This is a genomic window from Mucilaginibacter oryzae (genome assembly GCF_003148845.1).
Classification (GTDB): domain Bacteria; phylum Bacteroidota; class Bacteroidia; order Sphingobacteriales; family Sphingobacteriaceae; genus Mucilaginibacter; species Mucilaginibacter oryzae.
The window spans coordinates 1-12,782 of sequence record NZ_QGHA01000013.1 but is presented as its reverse complement, the minus strand read 5'-3'; the positions used below and the strand labels follow the sequence as shown (position 1 = coordinate 12,782).

Here is a 12,782-nt window from a genome sequence, read left to right as displayed (position 1 = left end):
AGGCGTTTGGTTATAACCGTCCGCGCCAACAAAATAACTATTAAATTGGTTATGGTAATATGATGATCAAAAAATGCTTGGGGATAGCCTGGATAGCTATCTGTTTAATGGCTTGCGGCAACAATGATAAAAAACCTGCAACTATTGCCGATACCAATAAAATACCTAAAGATACCACCGGCCTGCACCTCGATGATAAAAAAGATACCACGGTACACCATACCCTGGCATCAGACACAGGCGACAACTCCCAGGCCGATTGGCTGATTACGCCGGGCAAGGGCATAGGCCATATTGTTTTGGATGATGATGTTCAAAATGTAATTAAACAATTGGGCAAACCCGATAGCGCCGACTCGGCTATGGGCAGTTCGCTGATGGTTTGGTTTGCAGGCCATCATCCAAAGGGTAACCGTACCGCTGTTTTCGCGCATCGTAATATGGGCGGAAAGGATGAATCGGTTAACCGCGTACGCAAAGTGCTGGTTACATCGCCCCGGTTTAAAACTGCCGAAGGTATGGGTGCCGGTTCTGCCAAAGCCGATATAGATAAAAACTATACTTTAAAAGCAATAAATAGTTATACCGGCAAAGGCGGTAAAGTGCAGGTTTATACCGATCTGGCCAAAGGCATCTCATTTGAGATAGATAACGGCGGGAAATGTGTGGGGGTAGTTGTTCATAAAGTTGATGACACCGCGGCGGCGTATTTAAATATGCATTAAGAATTGGTGGCATAGGTTTAATGCTTAAAGGCGAGTCAGGAAATTTCCCCACGAATTACTTTGGAATTGGATTACATGAATTTATTCAGTCGCTTAAGATTTGAAATTCGTGTAATTCGATCATCCGCAAAGGATCGTGCGAAAATTGTTATTGCCATCTTCTGCACTTTTTTGCTCTTTTGTAATACTATAAAATCAATTTTACCCTCTCAGCCGTTTTTTCTTCTTCAATTAGTAAAACTACATTATATTCACGCTGTCAAAACAGGTGTTGATCTTACACCGGGTATAAACCAAAGCAGTGATAATCATGATGTTTAAACACTTACTTCACAAGGGCGCAAAAATTAAGCAATCGATTGCGTTAATTATTTTACTGGTGATAACCATGCCGCTTATGGAAGCTTCGGCAACTGTAAAATCCTTTAAAAAAGAGGCCGATGGCGTTAGCTTTAAGCTAGACAAGGGCCTGATGAAAATATTTATCCGCAAGGATGATATCATCGAAGTAAAGTACACCGTGTTTAACGCATTTGAAACTAAACCCTCGCTGGTGGTTAACAACAAATGGCTGCAACGCCCGGCCTATACGGTTGCCGATACTAAAACAGAAGTAATTATCAGTACATCAAAACTGAAAGTTAAGATTAACAAAGCCACCAACGCCATTACCTATACCGATTTGAAAGGCAATATTATTACTGCCGAAGACAGCGACAATAAATCGGTTACACCCGCAACCGTGGCGGGTATCAATACCAACACCGTTACTACGCAGTTTATCTCTCCAAAAGATGAAGCCTTGTTTGGCCTCGGCTGCCACCCGTTGGATTCCCTGTCAATCAATTACAAAGGCCGCAACCAGGATCTGGCTATCAAATATCTTACCGGCGCTATCCCGGTGCTGTTATCAACCAAAGGTTACGGTTTAATGTGGGATAACTATTCGGCCAGTAATTTTTATGGTGCCGAGGCTGATAACACCAAATTTAAATACGTATCCGAAAGCGGTAAACAGGTTGATTACTACTTCTTTTACGGTCCGGGTTTTGACCACATCATTGATCTGTACCGCACAGCTACCGGTCGGGCCCCCTTGTTTGGTAAATGGGCTTACGGCCTGTTTCAATCGCAGGACAGGTACATGAGCGAAGACGAGATCCTGACGGTAAAAGACAACTATCGCAATAACCATATACCGGTTGATGCCATTGTGCAAGACTGGTACTACTGGGATCCGCTGCCCATCGGCTCGCATGTGATGAAGCCCGAGCGTTACCCGCATCCGCAAAAACTGGTTGACGCTTTGCATAAAGCCAATCTGCATGCCATGATTTCGATATGGCCGGTATTTGGCAAAGGTACCCCTAACTATGATGCCCTTGAAAAAATGGGCGGTCTTACTGATATTACCTGGGATAACGTGGTTACCCACACTTTTGATACTTACTATGATGCCCATAACCCCAAGGCCCGTGAGCTTTACTGGGACCAGGCCCGCGACAGCCTTATTAAACGTTACGGCTGGGATGCCTGGTGGATAGACCAGTGTGAGCCGGATAACGGCGCCTTGCTGGATGCCCGCAGGCAAAGCAACTTTGCCATAGGTAAAGGAATAGACTATTTTAACACTTATTCGCTGCAGCATACCAAAGGCGTGTACGAGGGCTGGCGCAGGGATATCCCGGGCAAACGGGCCTTCTTTTTGGTAAGGCAATCATTTGCCGGCGAGCAGCGCAACGCCTCAACCTTATGGTCAAGCGATATTGAGTGTACTTTTCATGATTTTAAAGACCAGGTACCGCAGGGTATTAATGCCTGCACCTCAGGCATCCCTTACTGGACATCAGATATAGGCGGTTACCATTACCACTGGAAACCTGCCGACTGGTCGCAGCCGGATAAACGTGAGTTGTTTACCCGCTGGTTTCAGTTTGGTACGTTTTGCCCTATTTTTCGCATCCATGGTAAAGGCGAACGGGCCATATTCAGCAAAAACTGGGATGAAAATACAAGGGCTATCCTGTTAAATTTTGATAAACTGCGCTACCGCCTGATGCCCTACATTTACTCGCTGGCAGGCCGGGTAACAAATGATAACTATACCATAATGCGTTCGCTGGCTTTTGATTACCGCGGCGATGCCAATGTGTATGGCATTCCGGATCAGTATATGTTTGGTCCCGCGTTTATGGTTAACCCCGTTACCGAGCAGTTGTATACATCAGCCGATGCTGATAAAAAAGCGAAGGCCCGCCAGGTATACCTGCCCGCGGCCAGCAAATGGTACAACTTCTGGACCGGCGAATTGCTGGACGGCGGCCAAACCATCAGCGCGGCGGCGCCTATCGAAATTTTGCCATTATATGTAAAAGCCGGATCGATTATCCCGATGGGGCCGGATGTTGAATACGCTACCGAGAAGCCTAACAGCAATATCGAACTGCGCATTTACCCCGGCGCCAACGCCTCATTTAAATTTTATGAGGATGAGAACGATAACTACAACTACGAAAAAGGGCAATCGGCAACGTTTACCTTAAACTGGAACGATAAGGCGCATAAGCTAACCATATCAGATACCAAAGGGCACTTCCCGGGCCAGCTGAAAAGCCGCATATTTAATATTGTGGTGGTGAAGGGGGAACACGGCGCCGATGTAGCGCCGACCGCCAAGGCTGATAAGGTAGTTAAGTATAACGGTAAAGCCATGGTGGTGGCCCTTTAATTAAAAAAGGAGTTGCCATTGCCTATGCGATAAAGCCTCACCCCAACCCTCTGCAAAGCAGAGGGAACGCCTTGCTTCTTAAAGTCCTCTCCCAAGGAGAGGATTTAAGTGAGGTTGCATCGCTTGCGCGCGTTTAAAACGTGCGCAAGGTTTTTTCTTACCGTATTTTTCCTGAATTTAATGCTACGTTGTTAACATCTGGCCCGATTTTCTGATATTGCTAATTAATTTAGTAAACCTGCAAAAATAATCTGCATATTTGCATAGCTGTAATCTGCACATCAAAACAATGGCCAAATCCAAAATCGCTTACTTCTGTCAAAGCTGTGGCTTTGAATCGCCCAAGTGGCTGGGTAAATGCCCTTCGTGCCAGCAATGGAATACTTTTGTTGAGGAGGTGATTGAAAAAGGGGGCAGCCAGGCGCCGGCCTGGAAACCTGCATCAACCAGTCAGCAAAGAGCCAACAAGCCGGTAGAGATCTCGGCTATTACTTATTCCGAAGAGCACCGCCTGCCTACGCCCGATAAGGAGTTTAACCGTGTTTTAGGCGGGGGGATTGTGCCCGGATCGCTGGTATTGATTGGCGGGGAGCCCGGCATAGGTAAATCAACCCTGATGCTGCAATTAGCATTAAACATGCCCGGTCAAAAAGTGCTATACGTATCGGGCGAGGAAAGCGAAAGGCAAATTAAAATGCGGGCCGAGCGGCTACCCGCCCCGCACCCTGAAGGGGGCGTTAAAAACAGCGGCTTAAGAAACCCGGAAGATTTGCAGGCCCGCCCTTCGGCCGGCGGCTGTTATATATTGGTTGAAACCTCTACCCAAAACATTTTTAAACAAATTGAGGCCCTGGAGCCCGACCTGCTGGTGATTGATTCGATCCAGACTTTACACTCCGCCCATATAGAATCTACCCCCGGCAGCGTATCGCAGGTGAGAGAATGCACCGCCGAATTGTTGCGTTTTGCCAAGGAAACCTCGACACCGGTATTTTTAATAGGGCATATCACCAAAGACGGTATGATAGCCGGCCCCAAAATACTGGAGCATATGGTGGATACCGTTTTACAGTTTGAGGGCGACAGGCACCATGTTTACCGCATCCTCCGCACCATCAAAAACCGTTTCGGTTCGGCATCTGAACTGGGTATTTACGAGATGATGGGTGAGGGCCTCCGGGAGGTATCCAACCCATCCGAGATTTTGCTTTCCCACCGCGATACACCTTTAAGCGGGGTTACCATTTCGGCCACTTTAGAAGGCATGAGGCCCATGCTGATAGAGACCCAGGCATTGGTGAGCGCGTCGCCGTATGGTACACCCCAGCGTACAGCAACGGGTTTTGATACCAAGCGTATGAGCATGCTGCTGGCCGTGCTCGAAAAGCGCTGTGGCTTCAGGCTCGGGGTAAAAGATGTGTTTTTGAATATTACAGGCGGCATCAGGGTTGAAGATCCGGCAATAGACCTGGGTTTGGCCGCGGCGATCATTTCTTCGCACGAGGATATCCCCATCCCTTTCAAAACCTGCTTTGCCGGTGAGCTCGGCTTATCGGGAGAGATCAGGGCCGTAAACAGGGTGGAGCAACGTATCGCCGAGGCACAGAAACTGGGCTTCAACCAGATTTTCATCTCCAAATATAACCTTCCGGCCAGCGGCCAGGATAAAAAGCGTATGGATCTGTCGCGCTACAACATCGACATTAAAATTGTAAGTACTATCGAGGAGGTGTTCAGTTTGTTGTTTGGTTGATGATTTAGCCAGTAGTAGTAAAGAAACAGGGGCATAAAGTACAAACCAACGCATTGCAGATTTGCATGTGTTCTGTTCCATACAGATGGATGCGTTCGCGAGCCGGGGGCTTAGCTGTCGAGAGAGGAATTTAAAAGCTTGATTTATTAAGTTTAATAATGCATTTAATCACTGTCTTTTTTTACGGACGGTCACTTTGGTTTCATGCCTTTAAAACCACCTTCGCGGGGAGATTATCAATCGGCACAGAACTTGCAGATTGTGTCACATTCCGGTTAATTTATACGGATATAATTACTATCTTCATAGTATGCACATATTATATGCGTTAATTAGCTAACGGTTATTATGAATTAAAAAAACCAAAATTTACAACTATGAACTATCGGATATCCTTTTTGGCCCTGCTTTCAATAGCAGTTTTAGGCCAAAGCTGTGTAAGCAGCAAAAAGTACAAAGAGTTGGATGCTAACTATACCCAATTACAAAACAGCACCAAAGATTTAAGTATAAAATACCAAACCAGCGAGCAGGCGCTTGCCGTAGCGCGGAGCCGCAACGAAAGCCTGGAAGAGCAGATCAATCAGCAAAAAGCTAACGTAACCGCTTTACAGGACGCGCTGAACAAATGTTTAAACTCCAGCAGCCAAGGTAACGTTAACATATCTAAACTGGTGGATGAGATCAACAGCTCCAACCGCTACATCCAACAGCTGGTTAATGCCAAAAACAAAAGCGATTCGCTTAATATGGTGTTAACCAACAACCTTACCCGTTCATTAACCCCGCAGGAAACACAGGATGTTGATGTAAAGGTACTGAAAGGCGTTGTGTACATCTCCTTGTCAGATAACATGCTGTACAAATCAGGCAGCTACGAAATTTCGGATAAAGCGGGCGCTACCCTGAGCAAAATCGCCAAAATTATTATGGATTACAGCAACTACGATGTGCTGATTGAAGGTAATACGGATAATGTGCCTATCTCACAGAAAAATATCCGCAACAACTGGGATTTGAGTGCCCTGCGCGCGTCATCAGTGGTGCAAGCCTTACAAAACACTTACCAGGTTGACCCTAAACGCTTAACCGCCGGCGGCCGCGGCGAGTACAACCCTATTGCTGATAATTCAACCCCTTCCGGCAGATCACAAAACAGGCGTACTCAAATTATCATCACGCCAAAACTTGATCAGTTTATGGATTTGATTGGCAAAGCGCCGGCAGATCAACCTGCACCGGCAAAACAATAACGGGAAACAGGCTACAAAGCTGCCCACAAAAAACGCCGCTCTTCAAAAAAGAGCGGCGTTTTTTATATCACAAAGCGAGGTTTACCTCAAGGCTTCCTTTATACTTTCGGCAGTTCTTTTCAACTCTTCGGGACTTGGGTTCAATTTAGGTCGCGAAAAGTTAATATCCTCCACATTTTGCAGCGGGATGAGGTGTATATGCGCATGCGGAACCTCAAGGCCTATCACCGCCACACCAATCCTTTTACATGGAACCGCTTTTTTTAACCCGGCAGCAACAATTTTTGCAAACAGCTGCAAACCGGTATAAGTTTCATCATCAAGATCAAAAAGGTAATCCACCTCTTTCTTCGGGATTACCAGCACGTGCCCTGTTGCTAAAGGGTTGATATCTAAAAAAGCCAAAAAATCAACGCTTTCGGCTACAACGTGCGCCGGGATCTCACCTGCCACTATTTTTGAAAAGATGGTGCTCATATCAGTATCGTTTTTAGTATTGGATAGAAAGGGTGTTTACGGTAACGGGGCAAACAGTTATGGTTTTAAACTATTTACCCCGCTAACAAATAGTTGTCAATTATCTATTTGAAGGGGCCTCACCCCAACCCTCTCCAAAGGAGAGGATTTAGGTGAGGCTAAAAGCGATTTGTTTGGCAATTACCTGCTTATTTCAAGGATCTCAAATTCAATTTTGCCTGCAGGTACGGTAATTTCGGTTTTCTCGCCAACCCTTTTACCCAACAGGCCTTTGGCTATCGGAGACGTAACCGATATTTTACCCGCTTTCATATCAGCTTCGCTTTCTGAAACCAGCTGGTAACTCATGGTAGCGCCGTTTTTCAGGTTTTTGATTTTAACAACAGATAACGCCAAAACCTTTGATGTATCTATTTTTGATTCATCAAGCAGGCGGGCATTAGCAAGGGTTTCCTGTAGCTGGGCAATTTTGGCTTCGTGCAGGCCCTGTGCTTCTTTAGCCGCGTCATATTCGGCATTTTCTGATAAATCGCCTTTATCGCGGGCTTCGGCAATAGCCCGTGATATATCGGCACGACCGGTGGTTTTTAATCGTTGTAATTCCTCTTTTAATTTCTCTAAACCATCTTTGGTATAGTATGATACCTCTGCCATAACGCAAAAATTAATTAATTATGATTCTTGTTGGTGATCCAAAAAAAACCGCCCTTCCCTGTTTGTAAGAAAGGACGCTACGCTTATAAAAGCAAACAAGACTATGTAGGCCATCTGCTTACATAGTCTTGCTTTTTGTTATTTAACGAAGATAAGAGATTTAAGTTTTAATATGCAAATTTTTCATAAGCGAATTTTAGGCGGTCTGTCGATACCGATAGCCTTTCCACCGGTACATAAATTTGCGCTTCACTTATTGCCATTTATTTAGCCGCTGAGCTTTCTTCTCAAATTGTGCCGCTAACGATTTTATACGCGCTTTAAGTAGTAACCTCCTGCCTTCCAGGCTCCTTGTAAAAATCAGGTCGCATGGGCCAACCAGTCGTTTCCATGCATCTGCAAAATATTCGGCAGTGTGCTTGTTTCTGCCAATAAGCTCAGGTACCGGATGAAAGTCTTCCTGTTTAAATACGCGCATAAAAAAGCTTTTGCGGGTTATCACATACCTCGGGTTATCAACAGGGCCAACAATCTCATACAGCATGCTGATAAAGGTTGATTTTTCAAAAGCCGATGCGCCGTCGATATAGCAGTAAACAGCGCCAAACTTATCAACCATCGCTTCAACAGCCAGTTTTTCTCTCACTGTTTTAACGGTACCGATCTTAATCAGGCTATCAAGCAGCGCTTCGCCTACATGTTGTACATCTTTGGCAATATCCCTGTATTTTACGTATAACCGAAATGCCTTAAAAGCCCTGCGGGCAAATATCAATAAGCCTATGATAAAAAAAGCGGTTAAATACGAGTATATACCTTCGCGACTTTGAAGCAGTCGACCGCTACGGCCCAATGATGATACAGCGTTCACCAAATAATCAGTCATGCCGATTAACAGCGATATCACTATGTTTTTTATGGTACGGTTAAAATACATGCTTTTAACCTCCTGGTATTCCTGTTCACCGCCAAAAGGGATTTTAATTTCCTCAATCAGCGATTCCCCTTTTGCGAGTGCCGTATCCCAGCTTTCTTTAAGGGCTGAACGGTTAGCAGCATGTTGCAGCATTTGCTGGTTTTGCAAATCAATTTGCCGGTAGTCGCGGATATTTTCCGGGATGTTTAAGCGCCCTATCCCATTTTCAATATGGCCATCCTGTTTAAACGAAACCCCAACAAAACTTTTAAAGCGCCTTTTAAGCGTATCAAAATCGTCGCCACCCGTGGCCGAAGTGTCGTCAACACAGGCCAGGTGCCAGATATTGCCGGTTTTATTTAAATTACCTTTTTGGGTGCGGATGGCGCGACCGCGCATTTGGTTGGATAATACAAATGAACCCACAAAACTGGCAAGCACAAGGGTGTTGATAGCAGGTGCGTCCCAACCCTCACCCAATAATGATTTGGTACCTATCAGCAGTTCAATTTCCCCTTCCTGAAAAATAGCTGTAACTAAATGAACTATATTATTTTTCAGCGCCCCGCATTCTTCAATCAACATATAATCTCTGTCGAAAGGCAGCTCCGAGCATAGATGTTTTTCAATGCCTTTACGTTTCGCGGCTGCTTCAAACGCAGGGTAGGCCCGGCGCGGAATAATCACCACAGAACCAGTTAACACGCCAATACGGATACCGGAGGGGTTTTCTCGCCGCAGCTTCTCGAAAATAGTCATTACCCCGATTTTATTCAATTCGAAATGATTGACGGGCGCATTTACATAAAACTCTTTCCTGATATAATCTGTGAGTACCACCATGCGCATGGCCTGGCCTAATTGCCCGTATTCAAAATCAACAATGTGTTTAATGCTTTGCAACTTGCTTATACTTGATGCAAGGGCACCGGTAACCTGTTTACTTTGCAAAAAGCTGATCTGCTTATTTTCGATAGCACCGCCGCGTCGCAGCTTTGTTTCGAGGGCTCTTTTATGATATTCAAAGCCTTTAAAATACTGCTTCTCTTTATAGAGGTAAAAATCGAGCAGGATTGCGGCCCATTTATAATCAAAGGCCGGTATGGCTACATCCTTATCATCAATAATGTCCAGGTGTTGTTTTGAAACTTCCCGCCCGCAGCCATTTACAAAGATCAGGCTTGCCGAATAGCATGACAGATTAGTGTAAATCCAATCGAGGTGTTGCGCAGGGTCGACCCAGGCCGGGTGGCTTTCAATGGCGGTTATAAGTACCTTATCTTCTGTTAACTCGGCAAAAAGCGCCTCCATCCGCTGCCTGAAAGCGCCGATATTTTCTTTTTCGGTTTGAGTGGGCCTGCTCAGGTACACATAATCCTGGTGCGGGCATAAATCACCTTCAATAACAAGTTCAGGAACCGAAATTTCAACACTAACAGGTCCGTTAAGTTCTATATAACGTTGCCATTCGTTGGGCGATACATCGTAAGGCGGAGTAGCGGTGAGGCCGATGGTAACCGGATCAAGGGTTTCCTTCACCTTCATTAAAGTGTAACACCACTCGTTTTTAAGATGATGCGCCTCATCAATAACAATGGTTTTTACATTTTGCTGCCTGAGCGCTGCAATAATACTTTCAAGGTTCTGGTTACGCGATACTGCAGAGGACTCGTCACTTTCTTCTTCCTCATCCTTATAATCTTCATCTTCGGCCAAGCGGAGGTTGTTGCAGACCGCATGCAGCCCCTGGTAGGTTGATATGGTTAAGAAAGCCGGGTTACGAATATCTGTCGAGAGCCAACCAGGTACCTGCGCTGTTTGTAGAAACATATCACAAAAACGTTGCACCCACTGGTTACGAATGGCTATAGATGGCGCGAGGATAAGGGTAGCGTTATTGATTCGCCGGGCAACCTCAAGCCCTAAAATTGTTTTGCCTGATCCCGGAGGTGCTATCACGTGCAGGTGCCCGTCAATCAGGTGCTCGTCAAGTCTGTCTAATACACGTTGCTGGTATTTACGCCAGCCGTATTGGAAATTTATATTATCAGGAAACCCGGTCACCAAATGCATCAATATATATTCTTCAGATGTAGCGTTGAAAGTTTTGTTACTAAACGGGTACAGGTTTATTTCGCAAGCTCAACACCAGGGTCTCCATTAATTGGTGATACATACTTCAGTTGCTTATCAAAATTAAATATCTCGTTTTAATTTATAAAATCGGGTCGTTGAGTCGTTAAAACGTTCATCAAATTTTCACGGCACACAGGCTATTCCGTCATAATTCAATAATCTCTTGTGCCTGTCCAATTGTTGCTTTGTATTTGTTCCACTAAACGGCTGCCAGTCAGGTGTAGCAAACCGCAGTCAGTTTCCGGTTGTATCATCCACCAACGGCAGCCAAGCTATTTCTACCAGAAATAGAATTTGGCACAGCTTTGGCTATATACACAGCATGAAAGTATTAAATCTAAATATCAATTTTCAGTCGCTCCAGGCGCCCCATCTGATTAAAGCTAAATTGAAGAAAGACATTAATGCCTTTAAAGCCACCAACCTGCAGTTTTTACGCAACAATCAGGCTTTTAACCCCGCAACTACAGGCATGATTGCCTGATCAACATATATTTACGTTTACCTATGATAGCAGCTTCCTTTTGGAGGCTGTTTTTGTTTGTACACGATTTTACACCGCTGTATATTATTTTATCCAGGATGTTTGTGAAAGTGACACCAGGCCGGTAGTTTCGCAATTAAACTGGTAACAAAAATGCTATTTCAGCAGGCAAAGAAAATACCTTAACTGCTATTAACCCTGTTTTGAGAGGAAATTTAACCTCCAGGTAAGAAAGTGATATTATTACACAATATATTTCTTTATTTGTCAAAACCTTAAAACGTTACCTCACCAGGCATGGAAAAAGTATCTCCCGGAATCCTTAAAACCAAACAACACTTCGAAGCGCTTGACGGCCTTCGGGGTATAGCGGCCCTCGCGGTGGTTACTTTTCATTTTATGGAGGTTGCTTATACCGATTACAGCCGCGATTTTATTGGTCACGGCTTTTTAGCTGTCGATTTCTTTTTTTGTTTATCTGGATTTGTAATAGCATATGCTTACGACGACAGGATAGACAAAATTGGAGTCGTCCAATTTTTTAAATCAAGACTGATCAGGCTGCATCCGCTGGTATTTTTCGGTTCGGTATTAGGGCTGATAACTTTTCTATTCGATCCTTTTGGCGGCCACCCCGAAGCGTACAGCACAGACAAGCTTATACTGATCGTGTTAACATCAATACTACTGATCCCTTACCCGGTAATGAGCGACCGGTATTTCAACCTGTTTGGTTTAAATGCCCCGGCGTGGTCATTGTTTTGGGAATATGTAGCCAACATTTTTTATGCATTGATACTTTGGAGGCTGCGGCGGCGATATCTCGTGGCACTTGCTATTATCGCGGCGATCATCCTGTGTATGGTTTGCCGGCAGGTCGGCAATTTGCTGGGCGGCTGGAGCGGCGACACCTTTTGGCATGGCGGCGCGAGGGTGTTTTACTCTTTTCTGGCCGGGCTTATTATTTACCGGTTTAACCTCGTTACCAAAAACAAGCTGGGTTTTACAGGCATTGCAGCGTTACTGTCCCTGGCTTTTATCATGCCTTTTTCCAATTGGAACTGGCTGACCGAACCGTTTGTCATCCTGCTTTATTTCCCGTTCATTATTTCGCTTGGCGCCGGGGTGGTATTATCAGACACATTAAAAAAGGTCTGCAATTTTCTGGGCAATATCTCCTACCCGCTTTACATGACCCATTATGCCGTTTTGTGGATGTTTGCCAATTATTATTCAGCCAATAAACCAGACGCCCTTCATCTCGCCTTAATTATTATAGCTGCCTTAATTATCCTCCCGGCTTTCGCATTACTGGTGATGAAGGCCTACGATATCCCGTTGCGCAGGTACCTCACAGGCAAACGGAAGCAGCAGGTAAACTAAATCAATAAATAAAGGTTTCTCGGCATTAGGGTTCATCACAACTACAGCCCGTTCCGCCTGGGTTCAGGCAGAACACATCCACGATTACCCGCCCGTTAACCCAACCGGCAGTAATGGAAGGCCCCCAAATTTACCACTCATTATTCATCAGGATGGTGACAGCATTTTGTCAGTGTTTCGGTTTTAAAACAGAGTGTTCCAGGGCGTTGTGTGCGATTGGTGCAAATAGCTGATTATCAATAGTAGCGTATTCCAACTTAGGTTTTTGGGTGT

General features: G+C 45.1%; 9 protein-coding genes. 6 read left to right on the top strand and 3 right to left on the bottom strand.

Annotated features, from left to right (window positions below):
* Nucleotides 1-59 precede the first annotated feature (59 nt).
* The 4 genes from LX99_RS21880 (at nt 60) to LX99_RS21865 (ending at nt 6,459) form a co-directional block, all read left to right on the top strand.
* Nucleotides 60-725, top strand: coding sequence for a hypothetical protein (locus LX99_RS21880; protein ID WP_109609774.1), 666 nt, complete (start codon nt 60-62; stop codon nt 723-725).
* 310 nt (nt 726-1,035) lie between these two features.
* Nucleotides 1,036-3,453, top strand: coding sequence for a glycoside hydrolase family 31 protein (locus LX99_RS21875; protein WP_109609773.1), 2,418 nt, complete (start codon nt 1,036-1,038; stop codon nt 3,451-3,453).
* 289 nt (nt 3,454-3,742) lie between these two features.
* Nucleotides 3,743-5,206: a DNA repair protein RadA gene (radA, locus tag LX99_RS21870; RefSeq protein WP_109609772.1), complete on the top strand. Its 1,464-nt coding sequence runs from the start codon at nt 3,743-3,745 to the stop codon at nt 5,204-5,206.
* 377 nt (nt 5,207-5,583) lie between these two features.
* Nucleotides 5,584-6,459, top strand: coding sequence for an OmpA/MotB family protein (locus tag LX99_RS21865; protein ID WP_109609771.1), 876 nt, complete (start codon nt 5,584-5,586; stop codon nt 6,457-6,459).
* Between the two features lie 81 nt (nt 6,460-6,540).
* On the opposite strand, the gene LX99_RS21860 is transcribed toward LX99_RS21865, so the two are convergent.
* The 3 genes from LX99_RS21860 to LX99_RS21850 form a co-directional block, all read right to left on the bottom strand.
* On the bottom strand, nt 6,541-6,936 hold the full coding sequence (locus LX99_RS21860; protein ID WP_109609770.1) for an HIT family protein: 396 nt from the start codon (nt 6,934-6,936) through the stop codon (nt 6,541-6,543).
* 180 nt (nt 6,937-7,116) lie between these two features.
* Nucleotides 7,117-7,590, bottom strand: a complete 474-nt coding sequence (gene greA / locus LX99_RS21855) for a transcription elongation factor GreA (RefSeq protein WP_109609769.1) — start codon at nt 7,588-7,590, stop codon at nt 7,117-7,119.
* A 253-nt stretch (nt 7,591-7,843) separates the two neighbouring features.
* On the bottom strand, nt 7,844-10,579 hold the full coding sequence (locus tag LX99_RS21850) for a DEAD/DEAH box helicase family protein (protein WP_245927989.1): 2,736 nt from the start codon (nt 10,577-10,579) through the stop codon (nt 7,844-7,846).
* A gap of 385 nt (nt 10,580-10,964) precedes the next feature.
* Between LX99_RS21850 and LX99_RS25795 the strand changes: the two genes are divergently transcribed.
* Together LX99_RS25795 and LX99_RS21845 are read left to right on the top strand one after the other, a co-directional pair.
* Entirely contained in the window at nt 10,965-11,126 is a 162-nt protein-coding gene (locus LX99_RS25795) for a hypothetical protein (RefSeq protein WP_170122767.1), read from the top strand.
* Between the two features lie 297 nt (nt 11,127-11,423).
* Nucleotides 11,424-12,509 carry an acyltransferase family protein gene (locus LX99_RS21845; protein WP_109609768.1) on the top strand — a complete coding sequence of 362 codons (1,086 nt, stop codon included), beginning with the start codon at nt 11,424-11,426 and terminating at the stop codon, nt 12,507-12,509.
* Nucleotides 12,510-12,782: the final 273 nt, after the last annotated feature.